Annotated in this window: 5 protein-coding genes; all 5 read right to left on the reverse strand. The window is 29.0% G+C overall.

Annotation, left to right across the window (positions count from 1 at the left end; all coding sequences use genetic code 11):
* Window positions 1-7: 7 nt before the first annotated feature.
* Entirely contained in the window at window positions 8-6,679 is a 6,672-nt protein-coding gene (locus C8E03_RS02505) for a non-ribosomal peptide synthetase (protein ID WP_110290199.1), read from the reverse strand.
* Window positions 6,680-6,732: 53 nt separating this feature from the next.
* Window positions 6,733-7,983 (reverse strand): ACP S-malonyltransferase, encoded by a 1,251-nt coding sequence (fabD, locus tag C8E03_RS02510; protein WP_110290200.1) that lies wholly within the window; start codon window positions 7,981-7,983, stop codon window positions 6,733-6,735.
* Window positions 7,984-8,101: 118 nt separating this feature from the next.
* A complete protein-coding gene (locus tag C8E03_RS02515) occupies window positions 8,102-12,931 on the reverse strand; it encodes a type I polyketide synthase (RefSeq protein ID WP_110290201.1) in 4,830 nt (1,609 codons plus the stop codon).
* An 8-nt stretch (window positions 12,932-12,939) separates the two neighbouring features.
* Window positions 12,940-17,463 (reverse strand): type I polyketide synthase, encoded by a 4,524-nt coding sequence (locus C8E03_RS02520; protein ID WP_110290202.1) that lies wholly within the window; start codon window positions 17,461-17,463, stop codon window positions 12,940-12,942.
* 20 nt (window positions 17,464-17,483) lie between these two features.
* Window positions 17,484-18,743: an ACP S-malonyltransferase gene (fabD, locus tag C8E03_RS02525; protein WP_110290203.1), complete on the reverse strand. Its 1,260-nt coding sequence runs from the start codon at window positions 18,741-18,743 to the stop codon at window positions 17,484-17,486.
* Window positions 18,744-18,746: the final 3 nt, after the last annotated feature.

The raw sequence follows: 18,746 nt of genomic DNA on the forward strand, positions 1-18,746 counted from the left end.
TAATGTATTAATTCTTCCTCTTTATTATATTTATCATCTTATATATATTTTCTATATAATAATTTCTAAATTTAACAACAGTCTCTTCTTTAAACTGTCTTGAACTATAATCTATTCTTATATTTAACCTATTCATTTTTATCATAGTTACTATATTAAATTTGTATCTTCTTGGCTCTTCATCACTTAAGTTCTTTCCAGTTATTAATTTAGATATAGTAAATACATCAGTAATAATATCTTGATCAAATGCTCCCATAAAGCTAAATCCTATTTCTGGTCTTAATTTATAATTAATATCATTACTGTTTGACAAATATTTAAGAATATTATACCCTACACCTTTGTTTGGAATGGATTGGATATTTTGGTTCATATCGTTCATTAATAATTCTATATTGATATAGTTGCTCATATCAATTAATATTGGATATATTGAAGTAAATCTTCCTACGGTTCTGTTAATTTTCAAATTGCAGCCTTCTATATCTCTTCCGTTATTACCGAAATTCACGGCATAAACAAACTCCCCTGCAATTTCTCTTAATGTTAACCCCAAAGCTGCTAAAAGTATATTATCTATTTTAATTCCTTTATTTAAATCTACTTTTCTAATTAGTTCTTCCGTATCTTCTATCGATAAATAACCTTCTATCAGCCTAGTATCTCTTGCAATACTCCTGTCACATTTATAATCAGTTGGAATATTCTTAATCTCTGTATATTCAATTTTTTTCCAATATTCCTTTTCATTTAATAAGCGTTCACTAGTTGAATATTCATAGATATATTTGCTCCAACTCATAAATGAATCTGTCTTATTAGGTAACTTAATATCTTCATTATTAATAAGCTGCATATATGCTATCGTTAAATCCTCTAAAATTATTCTCCAGGACATATGATCGATCAACATTTGATTAATAGTTATAAATAAATGTTCTCCAACATTATCCTTAAATAGTATTAATTTAATTAAAGGCCCTTTGGTTAAATCCATTCCTTTTTGTAACTTGTCTACCTCTAAATTTACATACTCTAATTGATTAGAGGTATTACATAAATCTGCCTCTCTTATTTCTATAATATTATCCTCAAGCCCCCTATTATATTGGATTAATTTCTCATCCCTAAACTTAAATAGGATTCTTAATGCGTCATGCTGCTCAATGATCTTCTTAAATATTTTCTTAATATTGTCTATTCCAAATCCTTCTTTTCTGTATAACATAAATGAAAGATTTCTAATTCCTGCATTTTTTATTCCATATTCTAAAAGGAAAAACTGAAGTGGAGTAATTCCAATCTCGCCCGTAATAAGTTGGTTATCTATGTATTTATGCCCTATCTTTACTACCTTGCTAAGCTCTTTTATTGTTTGATATGTAAATATTTGCTTTACCTCAAGTAAGAATCCACAGTTTTCTGCTCTGGATATTAGTTGCATTGCCTTAATAGAATCACCAGAGTTCTCAAAAAAGTTATCTTCAATTCCAAACTCGTCAACACCTAATAAATTTCTGCATATTTCACATAATGCTTTCTCTATATCATTTCTTGGGGGAACATATCTGTTTTTATCATCCCATACTTTTTTAGGATTTGGTAAATTTTTGTAATCAATTTTTCCATTATAAGTAAGAGGTATTTGTTGTATTTTTACAATATATTTAGGAATCATATATTCTGGTAAATACCGCTTCAAATAGTCTGGTAAATTTATTTCTTCAATACCATCTTCATAGATAACATAGCCGCAAATATAATTTTCTCCTCTTCTATCTTTATGAATTGTTACAACAGCATCCTTAATTGCTCTATTCTTTAATATAATATTCTTAATCTCATCTAATTCAATTCTAAATCCTCTTACTTTTACCTGGTTGTCCACCCTGTCAACAAATTGAATATTACCATCATCTAACCATAACCCCAAGTCTCCAGTTTTATACATTTTTTTGTTAGGATTCATTATATCTTTCAGAAAGCTTTGATTCGTTGCGCCTTCATTATTTAAATATCCTCTTCCTACTCCATTTCCCGAAATAAAAATTTCTCCTATTACTCCATTTGGAACCGGTTTTAAGTTCGTATCCAATAGATATACATTGCAATTTGGTAACGGATTTCCTAGTGGAATGGATACAAAATTACGTAAATTATCGTCATGAACCATATAAATTGTAGTATCTACACAACACTCTGTTGGTCCATATACATTGGCAATACAAGGAGCATCAATTCTAAGTGAAAATCTTTCGTAAAATTTACGAACATTTTCTGCCAGAAGAACTTCTCCACCTATTATAAATTGCTTTACATTAATTTCAGCACACCCTTTCGTTTCTGATAAAATTTTTATATAACTTGGTGTGCCATCTGATACATCGATTTTGTTATCCTTATAATATTTAACAAGCTTAACTCCATCTATTCTTACTTCACTTGGAACTATATTTAAGTTATGTCCATTTAGTAATGCAACAAATATTTGTTTAATCGATGCATCAAAAACATATGGTGCCAGTAATGCAATATTTAAGTACTGATCAAATTTTTTGTATATTTTATTATTTAATGCAGTCATTAAATTCACTAAGTTGCGATGCTCTATCATTACCCCTTTTGGAGTTCCTGTAGAGCCAGAAGTATATATTACGTATGCTGCATCATTTTGTTCTCCATAAGTTTTAATATTTCCATCATCGGTTTCTTTTATTTTTTGAACATTTAAGTCTATAAACTCTCCAGTAAACTCTACATTTTCAGCCAAAACCTCTGTGGTTAAAATGATATCTACACAGCTATTCTTTAACATATAATTGATTCTCTCTGTAGGATATTCTATGTCTATAGGAAGATATCCGGCTCCGGCTTTTAGTATTCCCATTATCGCAACTACCATAGAACTAGTACGATTGCTTATGATTGCTATAATATCATTTGATTTAGCACCCTTTTTAATTAATAATCTAGCCACTTGGTTTGCTCTACTGTTTAATTCTTTATATGTAAGTGTTCCATCAATAGCTGTTACCGCAATATGATCTGGTGTTAGTTCTACTTGTTTTTCAAAAAGCTCATTAACTTTATGAACTTTATCTACAAATTCCTTTTTCCCCTGTCCAACATTTATTATTTTGTCTTTTTCTTCTTGGCTTAACATATTGATGTCACAAATTTTAAGATCCGGATTTACTCCAATTTCAGTTAAAATGTTTAAATAATGACTGGCTATTTTTTGAATCGTTTCCTCTTTATACAATTTTGAACAATAACTTAAATCAAATTTTAATATTGATTCCTTTGGCATCACTTGTAAAACCAAATCAAACTTTGATATTTTTTTACTATACTCATATGGAATATATTTTAAATTATTAATTTCTAAAGTTGGAGCATCCATTGTCTGCAATACAAACATTACATCAAACAGAGCATTTCTACTTAATTCTCTATGAATATTTAACTTCTCCACTAATTTATCAAATTGATACTCTTGATTTTCATATGCATTTAAAGACGTTTCTTTTACTCTTAAAAGAAAATCTTTAAACGATTCACCCGAATTTATCTTACATCTCAAAGGAATTGTATTTACAAACATACCAATTAAGTTTTCAACATCTGGATGATTTCTTCCTGCAATAGGAGTTCCTATAATGATATCCTCTTGATTACTATATCTTGATAACAATATGTTAAATGCTGCAATTAAAGTCATAAATAATGTAGTTTCTGTTTCTAAGCATAGTTTATTTAAGTTATTTAAAACAGTTTCGTCAGAATAAAAGATTATATTTTTACCCTCATATTCCTTGGTATAACCTCTTGGATAATCCGTTGGCATATTTAAAACTGGAATATCACCTTGAAATTTATTGATCCAATATTCTTCTTGCCTTTTTAAATCCTCGCTTTGTTCTAATCTGTTATGCCATCTTGCATAGTCTTTATAATTAACTTTTAATTCTCCTAAATTTTGTCCTCCATATAAAGAGATTAGTTCTCTTTCAATAATCTCAATTGAAGCTCCGTCAGCCACTATATGATGTACATCTATCAATAAAAGGTTTTGATTATGTTTAATATTTATAATACTGCCTCTAATCAGTACATCTTCTTTCAAATTAAAAGGTCTTATAAATTTATAAATAATATCATTCATTTCCTCTTCGCTATTAACTATGATTTCCTCTAATTGAAACTGAAAAGAATCCCTGACCCTTTGTACTACATGCCCCTCTATAAAATCAAATGAAGTTCTTAATATCTCATGTCTGGCTATCAGTTTTTTAAATGCCTCTTCAAATTTGTCTTTATTAAAATTTCCTTGTATCATAATAAATACTGGAATATTATATGCCGTTTCATCTTTATCCAGTTGATCTAGCATAAAAATACGTTGTTGTGCTGATGTAGCTTCATAGTATTCAGTTTTATCACATAATGGAATTTCTTCGTATTGACTCATTCTATCTTTTAACTCTCTGGTTTGTACTAAATGAACTATTTTTTTAATATTGGCATTATTTAATATATCTGATATTTGTAATTTAACTCCAATCTCCTTTTCAATCAAATTAATTATTTTTATTGATATAATAGAATTGCCACCCATTTCATAAAAACTTTTATCAATATCTATTTTGTTTAACCCTAAAACATTACCCCAAATAGTACCTATGCTTTGTTCTAACTCAGTATATGTATTATTTTCTCTTCCACAAAGTTTAATTTTTTCAAGCTCAATTTCTTCTTTTTCACTATTCTTTTCATTCATTGCTCTTGTTCTTCTTTTTGAAACATCTAGCCAACATCTAGTTCTCTTAAGAGGCGTTGTTGGAATACTGATCTTATTTCGTTTTTCATTTGAATAAAAAAGATTCCAAGGTATATTTATCCCCTTTTCATAAGCTTGACATATATATTCCAAAGCCTCTTTATCTTTATTATTATTTTCCAGAAATCTATTTATTCTTTTATTTACCTCAGTCAATAATTTATCTTTATCCTCAGTATTCATATGTAAGCAGTCCATGACGGTTCTATTTTTTAAGCTTCTTATTTTTTTTTCAAAGCTTTCTTTCCCATCGATTATTATACCCACTCTATATTTACTTTGTTTTCTTCCTGTATTAGCAGTAAAACATAAATCATCTAAGTCATAATCATTTCCTTTATCTATAAATTCAATATAACTATCAATCAATTTTGTAATCCCTTCTGCATATTCAGAAGAAATAGTGAATAACTTGAAAGGTTTACTTTCATCTTTTTTTCTTAAAATGATTGGAGCTTCTTCTATCACAACATGACAATTTGTACCGCTAAAACCAAATGCATCAATTCCGGCTCTCCTTGGTTGTTCAGCCTTTTCCCAAGACCTAGCTCTATCATTTACGTATAAGGGTGATTCACAAAAATTTATAAATTTATTTGGCTCATCAAAGTTTATAGTTGCTGGAATAACATTATTTTTCATAGATAAGACAACCTTAATTAATGCTGCTATTCCAGAAGCTGCTACCGTATGTCCTATATTAGGTTTGACACATCCAATTGCACAAAATTGCTTATCCTCTGTATATCTTTTAAATGCATTCGTAATCCCCTTGATTTCTATAGGATCACCTAATAATGTTCCAGTACCATGAGATTCTATATATGAAATGGTTCTAGGATCTATATTAGCGGCTTTCCAAGCTTTCGTTATTACATCCTCTTGTGCTAACGCATTCGGTGCTGTTATTCCATTAGAAGCTCCATCATTATTGACAGCACTACCCTTTATTACAGCATATATATTATCTCTATCTTCAATTGCTTTATCTAGAGTCTTTAATACTACAGAAGCTACGCCTTCTCCCCATACTGTTCCATTTGCATATCTATCAAAAGATCTTATACTGATATCTCCAGACTGTATAGAATCCAATATACCATCAACACTAGGATTTAAAATTAAATTTATTCCTCCTGCAATAGCCATATCACATTCACCATTTTTTAAAGCCTTACACGCTTCATGCACACATACTAACCCCGAAGAGCATGCTGTATCAATTACTTCACTAGGACCATTCAAATTGAACAAATAAGAGAGTCGGCTTGCAAGCATTCCTGTCCATGATCCTGTTGCAGCTAATAAATCAACCTCCTCAACTAAATTTAAATAGGTTATTTTGATTTTAGCTGTATGATCCATACCTACAAATACTCCTGTATTCGTACCATACACTCTATCCGCACCATATCCTGCATCTTCCAATGCTTCATAAGCATTCTCCAAATATATTCTGTGAAATGGATCAATTAAAATAGCTTCTTTCGGTGCTATCTTAAAAAATTCGGAATCAAATTTATCAATTTCCTCTAAATAACCTGACTTACTATAATTTATGTTTTCATTGAATCCCAGCAAAGTTTCTATATCCTTTTTTCTCTTATCTGGAAATTCTCTTATACTACAATAACCATTTAATAAATTTTTCCAATATTCATCTTTGTTATTTGCTTCTGATAATTGACAACTCAATCCAATAATTGCTATGTCAGTATGTTTTTCAACAAACTCATTTGAAATTTTTTTCAAAATGAATAATGCTTCCTCTTTATTCATTTTTTTATTTTTAACTTCATTCAGTATATATTTACTTATTTCTTTTATACTTCCCATTTATAGCCTCCTATGGTCAATATATATGAATTTACCCTATTATAATTTGCACTTTACTCTTGTATTATATTAATAAATCTTTCTTTATTACTTATCTCATCAAATATATCGTTAAAATATTCCATTTGTTCTTTTATTGGAACTTTTTTAGTTTTAAATATTAATTTAAGCATTATGATTGCCTCATTTATCTCACTTTCATTAGGCCTTCTTTCTTCTTTTTCTAAAGTATCTTCTATCCTTTTTATCTTTTTGTATGGCTCTGTAACACCTTTTTTATACTCAATACTATTAAAGTTACTATTTTTAGTACTTACAGCTGCCTTTATACATTTGCTAATAAAAGCTATTTTAGTTTTTATCATATCTTTACTTAGAATATTCTTTAATTTATTCATATCATTTGAATCTTGACAAGATAAAGCCAACATATTGGGATAACTTTTTTTTATCATATCTGTCAGAACTTTTTTGGGACCCATTTCTATAAAACAAGTTACGCCTTGTTTCACTAAATACTCTATCGACTGATTCCACTGCACCGGTAAAATAATCTGATTTTTTAGTTTATCTTTTATTTCTTGGAAATTGTCATAAGGCTTAGCGTCTGTATTAGAAATAACAGTATATATGCCCTTTTTATAATTGTATTTTTTTAATTCTTCTCCAAATTTATTGGAAGCAGATTCCATAATTGGACTATGAAAAGGTGCACTAACTTCGAGATTTATTATTTTTTTCACTTTATCCTTTACATTATCAGCCACCATTTCTACTGCTTTTTTAGTTCCAGATATAACAATTTGCTTTGAAGAATTATAATTTGAAATCACAACCTCTTCACCTAAATCTCTTATACTTTCGCATTCATTCTCAACAACGGTTTTGTCTTCACATATAATAGATTTCATAATTCCAATATCTGACTTCGCTGCTTCTTTCATAAATAATCCTCTTTGTCTTACAAGTCTTAAGGCATCATGAAACGGAATACTTCCTGAACAAGTTAATGCAGATATCTCACCTAAGCTATGGCCTGCCAAAAAATTGGGTTTTATTTCAAATTCATTTGAAAAAACTTTAAATATGGAATAGCTAACAATTAAAATTGCTGGTTGCGCATTCTCTGTTTTCGTTAATTCATTTATATCTCCATTAAATATGAGATCTTTTAAATTGAAATTAAGAATTCCACTCGATTCATCAAAAATATCTTTCGCAATTTTATAATTTTCATATAAACTTTTTCCCATGCCAATATATTGTGAGCCTTGTCCTGGAAAAATGAATGCTTTTTTACTCATATCACAACTTTACCTTCTTCCATTTATTTTCTACACTACAAGTACATTATTACTAATCATAAAAGTCTCTTACTCATTTGAATGCATCATTAAATTTACTAGATGTATTTTAGATTTACTATGATTCAAATTTATCCAATATATCATTTAAAGAAATATTTCCCTCTTCAAAATCATCTAATAAATTATCTATATTATTATCTTCAAATTTTTCTTGCTCTTTTTCTTCTATTTTAGTATGTATTTCTGTTTTACCTGAAACATATTCTGAGAAAGATGCAATCGTTGAATAAGAAAAAACATCTGTAATATCTGTGATACCCGGATATAATTCTTCCATTTTATTTGAAATTTGTAATGCCAATATAGAGTCACCGCCTATAGAATTAAAGTTATCAAAAATATTTACTTCTTCAATATCCAATGTTTTACACCAAATTTCTGCAACCTTTCTTTCAATTTCAGTATATTCTTCTCCTCTGCCTCTTAATGTTATATTTGATATAATTTCTTTTATACTTGCATTATTTTTACGTTCTTTGTGTACTTGAATATTATTAACCTTTTCTAATAATTCATCTGATAAATTAATAGATAAATAATTTTTATTATTGGCCAATACATCATAATTAATATCTGCTGGTATTACTTTTAAAATATCTGATTTTAATATTTCATCAAAAGCTTCTATTCCCTTATTTATATCAATTTCTTTAAATATATTGTTTTCATTATTGAAACTGTAATCTGCTGCCATTCCAATTTCTTTCCATGCCGGCCAGTTAATAACTTTCGTTTGCTTGCCCATTTTATTTCTATAATCATTAAAACTATCTAAGAATGCATTCGCTGCTGTATAATCACTTTGTCCTGCCCCAGCCAGAATTGATGCCACGGATGAAAAATTAATAAAAAAATCAACATTCAGATCTTCTGTTAATTTATCTAATAAAATAATTCCGTGAATTTTAGGTTTTATTACACTATCAAATACATATCTTGACTTGTTCATTATAAACCCATCACCAGCAACCCCCGCTGCTCCTACGATTCCATCAATATTTCCAAACTTATTCTTTATGTCATCAATAACTTTTGATAGCTGATCTTCGTCTGAAATATCTACATTATATGAATAAACATTACTTCCCAACTCTTCTATTTTCCTTATTTTATCTAGCTTACTAACTAATGATTTTTCTTTATTATCCGTTATAATATCATCCCAATATTTGCGTTCAGGTAATTTTGACCTATTTAGTAAAACCAAATTTACTTTGTTCTCATTCGCAAGATATTTTGATACCTCTAGTCCTAAAGCACCTGTTCCACCCGCAATAACATAAGTTCCATTTTCCTTTATTTTTATTTCATTATAACTGATCTCTTCTAGACTGTACTTCTTAAGCTGTTCCATATATCTTACATTACCTCTATATGCCACCACCTTATCAAATGAATTCTTTATTTCAACGACTACCTTGCTAGAATCAGTTTCATCATCAAGATCGATACACTTAGTAGCATACTTTGCATGTTCTTCTGAGATTACTTTTGTAATACCTATTAATGCATTGTTTTCCGGACATATTACTTTTTCACTGCCATCCACAGAATTAGCATATTTACTTACTACATAAATGCCGATGTTATCTGAAATCTTATTGTTTATTAATGCTTTTGTTATATTGAATAAACTATATAATCCATCCTCTAGTTTTTCATCTGTTCGGTTATCCTCATTAGGAGAATCACACCCGAAACAATGAACTATTTTCGTTATACTACTATCCTTAAGTTCTTTAAATAATGTAATATATTCATTAAGACTATTCCCTAATCTATATTCATTATCAGATACTTTCTCATATCTATCACCTTTTTTAACGTCTATCGTAACTGCGCCTTGTAACTTTAATATTGATTTTATCTCTTTACCAATACCTTTATTGTCTTCAAATATTAAAATCTTCTCTGAACTAATTGATTTACTTTCATCCTTTATCGGACTTTCTATCCATACCTTTTTAAAATAAGGAACTTTGTTACTATTTTTATTTAAAAATGTATTTTGTTCTGTAACATTCATTTTCTTAATTGAATATGAATTAATTTCGGATATAATATCCCCGTCTTCATTAAATAGTACAACATCAAAAGTTGCAGTTTCTGGATTTACAACTTCAGGATTTTTTCTTATTATATGACTATATAGCCTTTTACCAGTTTTTCTATATATTTTTATACTTTTATATACAAAAGGTAAATATGCTCCCTGCAAAACGCTTATCTCGTTATTGATAGCATTATCAATCAATGCTGGGTGCAAATAATAATCATCTAAATCTGCAGCGTATAAATCTGGCAATTCTTGAGTGATCAATACCTCTGCAATATATCTTTCATCTCCATAAACATTGATAGTATTTTGCCATCTTTTACCAAAAACAAAATATTCTGATGCCATGTTTTCAATATTTCTCATTTCTGTTTTATAATATTTTCCATCTTCGTTTTGATATAACAAAAGATGTAATTTATCCCGTAACTCTTTCAACTCATATTTTCTATTCTCTTTCTCTATCTTTGAACCATTTCCTTTGGCATGAATTGTCCAAATTCCATCAACATTCTTACTGCAAATTGAAAACTTAACTCCCTCATCCGTTTTTTCGAGAATAGTCTGCACTTTAAGAGATTCATTCTCTTTTATTGATATTGGAGATAAAAATACCAAATCTTTTAACTCAATACTTTCCGTATCAAAGTATCTTGAGCATACTTCTCTTGCCATTTCTATATAACTTGTGCCAGGAACAACACTTACACCTAAAAAAATATGTTCTGCTAAAATCCAATGTCTGGAAGGACTAAATTCAGTTTCATAAATCACAGTATTCATTGAATCTGCTAATAATCGGTCAAACAATGGATGATCTATATTTCTATCCACCTCTTTTGTAACCTCAATTTCAAAAGTTTTCTTTTTAGCACAGCAATACTTATCATCATAAGCATAAGTTGGTAACGAAACCCTTCTATATTTATGATCTGAATAATAATCTTTGAAGTTTATGTCGGCTCCTTGTACATATAACGTACCTATATTTTCTAAATCATCCTTCTTCTTTTTAATATTTGAACGTAGCATCTTGGTTAATTCATATCTTTGATTTTCAGTTATTTCGTTCTCTTCCATGATACCTACGTTATTAACAACTTTATGGTATCCATAAAATACATTTTTTTCGTTTCTATTTTTACCACTTATTAAGTTATTATATGCAAATTCTATCCTGCTTTTTAAACTCTCTTTATCCATACATATTACAGCTAATCTATAGTTATAATGACCTCTTCCAGTATTTGCTGTGTAACATATATCATCAATTGAAACATCTAAATCTTTTTCTAAATATTCAATATATTTATTGCATAATTCTTTGATTGAGCTTTCACTTTTCGCTGAAAGTAGAAATATCTTTTCCGTTTTATCACTATTTACCCTAGTTCTTTTAGGTGCTTCTTCTAGTACTAAGTGACAATTCGTTCCACTAAACCCAAATGAATTAATACATGCTCTACGCACTCCCATATCTACTTTCCATTCTTTTAGTGAATCATTTAAATATACTGGAGAATTTACAAAATCTATATAAGGATTTACTTCCATAAAATTAATACTTGGTGGTAATAGTTTATTCTTCATAGCATAAATTATTTTTATTACCCCTGCTAACCCTGATGCAGCTACAGTATGTCCAATGTTAGCTTTTGTTGAACCGATTGCACAAAATTGCTTTTTATCTGTAAATCTTCTAAATGCATTTGTCAAACCCTTTATCTCAATTGGATCACCTAAAATTGTTCCTGTTCCATGCGCTTCAAAATAGGAAATGGTTTCCGGATTTATTTCACCATCTTCCCATGCCTTACTTATAACTTCCTCTTGAGCACGTGCATCAGGAGCTGTTATTCCATTAGATGCTCCATCATTATTAGTGGAACTTCCTTTCATAACAGCATGTATATTATCTCCATCCCTAATTGCAGTTTCTAAGTCCTTTACTATTACAGATATAACACCTTCACTCCACACAGTACCATTAGCACTCTTATCAAAAGTTCTGACATTACCATCTTTCGATTCAACCATGCTTAAACTTAGCTTAGAATCCGATATTTCTGCCATATATTGAATTTGTAACCCACCAACGATTGCCATATCACATTCACCATTGCTTATTGCCTTAGATGCCATATGCAACGATACCAGTCCTGAAGAACATGCTGTATCTACAATCATGCTTGGTCCTTTTAAATTATATAAATAAGATAACCGACTAGCTAATATTGAGTTCCACGATCCAGTAACATGCATCACATCTGCTTCAGTTAAATATTTATAAAGACCTAATGTTGTATTATCTTTTCCTATGAAAACTCCTGTATTAGTTCCATAAATTTTATCTCCACCATATCCTGCATCTTCAATTGACTCCCAAGCAACTTTTAACATCAACTTTTGCTCTGCACTCATGAACTTAGCTTCTTTAGGTGAAATTCCAAAAAATGAACTGTCAAATTGACTTATATCGTTTAAAAATCCGCCAATCGGTCTATTGTTAATAACATATTCCTCGGGCTCACCTTTTTCTACACCTGTTAGGAATTTATACAAGACATCATTAGAATATATATCTATCCATTCTTTTGTTCGATCCAAAGGAAAGTTATCTAAACAATTTCTTCCGTTCTTAATGTTATCCCAAAACTCCTCTGGATTATTTGCTCCAGGTAATCTACAAGCAAGCCCTATAATCGCCATATCTTTATACTTCTTTTTTTTATTAGAATTTTTTAATTCAAGAAGCATTTTTTTTGCACTTTCCTTTGATAGATTTTTTTGAGATACCTGATTATATATATAATTTTCTACTTCTAGCATTTCTAATATCACCCCTGCTTTTCTAATAAATTCTTTATTTCATCTACTTTAACAGTACCTTGTTCTAATTTATCCAATATATTATCTATTAAATCTTCCTCTTCATTAAAATCCGTTTTAATAGGTTCTTTTTGTCTTCTTATATTTTTTGCCATTTTGTCTACTGATGAATATGTATAAATATCAGACATATCAACCATATTGTCAAATTTGCTGTTTAATTCTCGTAATAATCTAATGGCTAAGATAGAATCTCCTCCTAATGTATTAAAATTATCGTTAACATCAATTTCTTCTAATTGCAAAACATTTGCCCATATTTTGGCAATCTCATTTTCTATCTCATCTATTTCTTCTTGATATTTTCCCCTAATAATTACGTCCTTTTGATTAGTATTTTTCTTTGGTTCCTTGTAGTTTCTAGGTAATCTTTTATTTATTTCATCAGATAAATTTAGATTTAATTTCTTTTTTAAGGAATTTGCCAAACCTATATTTAATTCACCTGGTATTACAGTAGAAACGTTAAAACTTATTATTTCATCCAATGCTCTTATTGCATCTACATTTTTAATTGCCTTAAATAAAGCTTTACTTGTATCTACCCCATATCTAACAGCCATTCCAACATCTCTCCATGCAGGCCATCCTATTGCTATATAATTTTTACCCTCTGCTCTACGTCTTTCTGCAAAGCAATTCAAATAAAAATTAGCTGCTGTATAATCTGACTGTCCTATTTCTGCTGTTAAAGCCGTGGTTGAGGACATAATAATAAAAAAATCTAAATTTTGATCTTGTAATAACTGGTCTAATATCCAAGTTCCATGTACTTTTGCTTTTAAAACGTTATGAAACGTTTCTAAACTCTTATTAATAATTAATCCATCTCCAGCATTTCCAGCGCAATTGATAACACCATTAATTTTTTTATACTTTTTCTTTATTTGATTAATGATTTCTTTCATATCTTCATAATGAGAAAGATTACATTTATATATCGCTAACTTAGAATTATACTCTTTACTAATTTCTTTCACCAAATTATAACTTATCTGATCGGCTTCCTTTATCACTCCATTTCTTGATATCAGTACAATATTTTTAGCCCCTTTAGCTATTAAATACTTACAAACTTCTAGCCCTATACTTCCGGTTCCACCAGGAATAATATAAACACCATCTCCTTTTAGGTTAATCTTAAACTTATCCTTGTTATCGATTGAAATATTTCTCAATTCTTCTATATACCTTACATTATTTCTAAAGTAGACTATATTTTCCTCTGCTTCTTTATCCATTTCATACAGTACATGCCTTATATTAGTAAATTCATCAATATCTATTGTTTTACATGACACATTATAAAATTCTTTATTCATTACTTTTCCAATACCGTATGCTGTTGTACTATCAGGATATAGCTTTTTGTTACCTAAAATAACGATTGATAATTTATCATTAATGTGACTTTTGAAAATAGCCTTTGATAATTTAAATAAATTAATAACGCTGTCTTCTTGCACCTGCTCAAATTCATCTATATTTTTTATGTCTGATTGAGCGCTAAATGCACCTAAATGAATCACTCTCCTGATTGACTTTGTTGTCAAAATATTGCTCAAATCATTGATAGATATATTCGTATTTACCAATGTATATTTAACATTATTTTCTAATAATGCTTTTTCAACCTCTCTGGATATTTCATTATCATTTTTGATAACTAATACATTATCTGTGTAGAATAATTTTTTATTTTCTAAAGGCTTTGCTCTTAGCTGAAGATTAAAATACTCAATTTTACTTTTTTCAATTACCTCCTTATTTACTTTTTTTATAGAGTAATGATTGATATCCATCAATAAATTACCCTTTATATCTACGAGTTTCACATCAAATGTAAGTATTTCATCACTTTGGTCAAGATCATTTTTTAATTCAATATAGCTATATAATTGTCTTGTTAACTTACTGTATATTTTTATGTCCTCATACCTAAATGGCAGAAAGTTCCCTTCAATATATTGTTCTTTTCCTAAATTAGCTGCACAATCTAGCATTGCTGGATGTAATTCAAAATTTTTAAAATCTTCTGCAAAGCTTTCTTTTAACTCTATATACGCTAAAATATAGTTTTTGTTGTAATATATTTTCCTAATATTATTCCATCTAGGACCAGTAGAAACAAAGCCTTCTCTGTAATCTTCATCACTTACATCAATAACTTTTTCAGCATTTTTTATAAAAGAATCAATATTGATTGAGCTGCCATTATCACTTTTCATATCCTCAATTTGACAGTTTGCATGTTCGATCCAAATACCGTTTGACTTACTGCATACCACAATTTCATTGCTATTTTTATTGAATCTTATTTGTAAGACCTTATCTTCTTCTTCCTCAAATGATAACGTTTTTTCAAAAAATAATTCTTTAATTTCGACTTTCTTATTATAATATCGTTTAAATAAATTACTTATTATTTCAATATATGCAGTACCAGGTAACACTTTATAACCGTCCACTTTATGTTCATTAACAACCCATTGATTACTAAATATTTTAAGCGAATAAATTTCTAAATCATAGGATTCTACTAATAATTTAATATCAAAAGAGTCAACATATTGTAAAGCTGAATAAAATACTTCATTATAAGGATACACCGGAGCACTGATTCTACAATAATCATAAGTAGAATAATAGTCTTCCCAATCTATAAAAGCTCCCTTTATGTATAAGTCACATATAGAATTTAAATTTTTGTCATTCGTTAAAACCTTTTTGGCTTTTAAATCCAATTGTGATTTTTCTTTTAACGATATCTCTTTGCTGTCCATTTTTATTACACTATTGTCAATTATTTTAAATTTACCTATATATACTCCATCTTTTTTGTTACTGTCTTTATGACTGTTTACATACTCTAATTTTCTTAATAGTTCATCTCTATTCGAAAAGATAATTAAACATCTATATTCGAAATGGGCTCGTCCTGTATTACATGTAAAGCAATAATCATCTAAATTTATAAATTTGTTTTCCTTTATAAAATCCATATGATTTTTTATATATCGATTAAAACTTTTTTCGTTTCTAGCAGAGATAGATATAACTTTTGTACTACTATCCTCTTTTTTAGACTCTATATGTGGAGCTTCTTCTATTAGTATCTGACAGTTTGTTCCACTCAATCCAAAGGAGCTTATTACTGCTTTGTTTAATTTTTGATTCTTATCTATATTAGTTAACTCAGCAGGGATATAAAAGGGTGAATTTATTAAATCTATCTCTCTATTTATTTTCTTAAAATGTAAGTGTGGTGGCAAAATCTTATTTTTCAAACATAGAACAGCCTTAGCTACTCCTACTGCACCTGCTGCGCAGTCTAAATGTCCAATGTTAGTTTTTACAGAACTTATAGCACAAAATTGCTTTCTATTTGTATATTTTCTGAATGCATTTGTCAATGCCGTTACCTCAATTGGATCCCCTAATTTTGTTCCAGTGCCATGTGCCTCTACAAAAGTTATTTCTTCTGGATTCACACCTGTATTCTTTAGTAAATTTGTCATTAAATCTTCTTGTGCTTTTGGACTAGGAGCTGTGATTCCTATAGATTTGCCATCTTGATTATTAGCCCATCCTTTTATTACTGCATATATATTATCTTTATCCTTTAATGCCTTGTCTAACGGCTTTAATAAAAACGCTACTGCACCTTCACCAATTCCTGTTCCTGAAGCTGAATCATCAAAAGTTCTAGCTATGTTATCTGGTGATTGAACTTTTATCTCCCAATCATCATCCTTAATTGGAGATTGTATAATTTTTACTCCACCTGCAATTGCCATTTCACATTCATTGTTTAATATATGTATACAAGCTTCTTTTATAGCTATTAAAGATGATGAACATGCTGTATCAAACGTTATACTTGGTCCTTTCAAATCTAAAAAATAAGATATTCTACCAGATATTATGGATCTTATATTCCCCACTAAAGATAAACCATATGATGATGGGTCATTTAATAATATATTATGTTTATAATTTTCAAAAAAATCATCACTATATCCTAAAAAAACTCCTGTATTCGTTCCTTTCAGCTTATCTCCACCATATCCGGCATCCTCAATTGTATGATATGCAACTTCAATAAATTTTCTTTGATTTGGATCCATTAGACTTGCTTCTCTGGGTGATATAGAAAATAAATCATTATCGAAAGAATATATATCACTCATATATGCTCCTGGAAAACACGTTGCATCATCTTTTAATATATTATATTTCTTTGAATACTCTATATAGTTATTATTACTTTTTTTTCTTTCATCATTTAAATTATCTATAAAACTAGTTCCATTTAATAAGTTTATCCAAAACTCATTCATATCTTTCGAATTTCCTACTATTCCAGACATTCCTATTATAGCAACATCATTTTTTTTGGAACTTCTCTCCTGTTTCTTTTCTTGTTCTATATCTCCTATTTGTTTACCATTGAACTCCAATAATTTTGCCATAATTTTAATTCCCCCAATAATTATTGAAATTTTGCATTAACATAATATGATAACAATCCTTTTAAATCAGTTTCTAAAAGTAATTGATTAAATCTCTCTTTTTGAACACTTATTTCTGTTTTTTTCGTATCAAAAATTTCTTTTAATAAATCTAAAGCTTCTTTCATCTCTTCTACGCTGATTTCTCTTTCTGACGCTTTTAAATCAGTGTTCATTTTCTGCAATTTCTTATAAGGATTCACGACACCAGCATCATATTCATCATTATTAAAATTGTTATTTTTTGTACAAACAACATTAGCTAAAATTCTTTCAACAAAATCATCTTTCGTTAAATATTTTGAATTAGGATAAATTTGTTCTATGACAGCTTTTATGTCATTTTCTTTTTCAAACTTGAATATTGGGAATTTTGTATCATCTTTCTTCGATAAATTAGTCAAAACATTTTTAGGAGCCATTTCTATAGCTTGACCACTATATTTTTTAATTTTTTCTATTATTTCTAACCATCGTACTGGTGAGTATATTTGCCTCGATAATACATCTTTAATATCTGAAGCACTTTCGTAAAAATCTGCGGTTACATTTGACAATACCTTTCGATTCAAAGGTTTAAAATTATACTTTTCTAATTCTAGTTTAAACTTTTCACCGGCATTCTTCATATATCTACTGTGAAATGCAGCACTAACTTCTAACAGCGTTGTCTTTGCTCCTAGCGCATCTAATTTATTTTTAGCTAATATAACTAAATCTTTGTTCCCTGAAATTACTATTTGTTTCTTTGAGTTATAGTTTGATATAGCTATACTATCTGTTTCATTCGATAATTCTATACATATTTCTTTTACTATGTCACTGTTTATTGATGAAACTGCCGCCATTCCACCAATAGAGCCATTCATAGCCTCTGCCATTATTTCAGCTCGCTTTCTTACTATCTTAACTCCATGAAAGAAATCGATTGCACCAGCAACCACTAATGCTGAAATTTCTCCCAGACTATGCCCTGCTAAAATCTTTGGTTCCATTCCTATTTCATTTTCAAATACTTTATAAGCTGCATAGCTGACAGTTAAAATTGTAACTTGTGCATTTCTTGTATCTTTTAGTTCTTCTTCATTTCCATTAAATATTAACTTTGTTATGTCTTTTTCTAATGCTTCATTCGCCTCTTTGAAAATATTTTTTACATAATCATACTTATCATATAATTCTTTTCCCATACCTATATATTGAGAACCTTGACCTGGAAACACGATTGCTAAATCCTTCATTTT

It is taken from the genome of Lachnotalea glycerini, from assembly GCF_003201285.1.
GTDB lineage: Bacteria > Bacillota > Clostridia > Lachnospirales > Lachnospiraceae > Lachnotalea > Lachnotalea glycerini.

Coding starts and splice junctions, on each gene's coding strand:
- C8E03_RS02505 (WP_110290199.1), bottom strand. CDS start 6,679: ATGGGAAGTATAAAAGAAATAAGTAAATATATACTGAATGAAGTTAAA.
- fabD (WP_110290200.1), bottom strand. CDS start 7,983: ATGAGTAAAAAAGCATTCATTTTTCCAGGACAAGGCTCACAATATATT.
- C8E03_RS02515 (WP_110290201.1), bottom strand. CDS start 12,931: ATGCTAGAAGTAGAAAATTATATATATAATCAGGTATCTCAAAAAAAT.
- C8E03_RS02520 (WP_110290202.1), bottom strand. CDS start 17,463: ATGGCAAAATTATTGGAGTTCAATGGTAAACAAATAGGAGATATAGAA.
- fabD (WP_110290203.1), bottom strand. CDS start 18,743: ATGAAGGATTTAGCAATCGTGTTTCCAGGTCAAGGTTCTCAATATATA.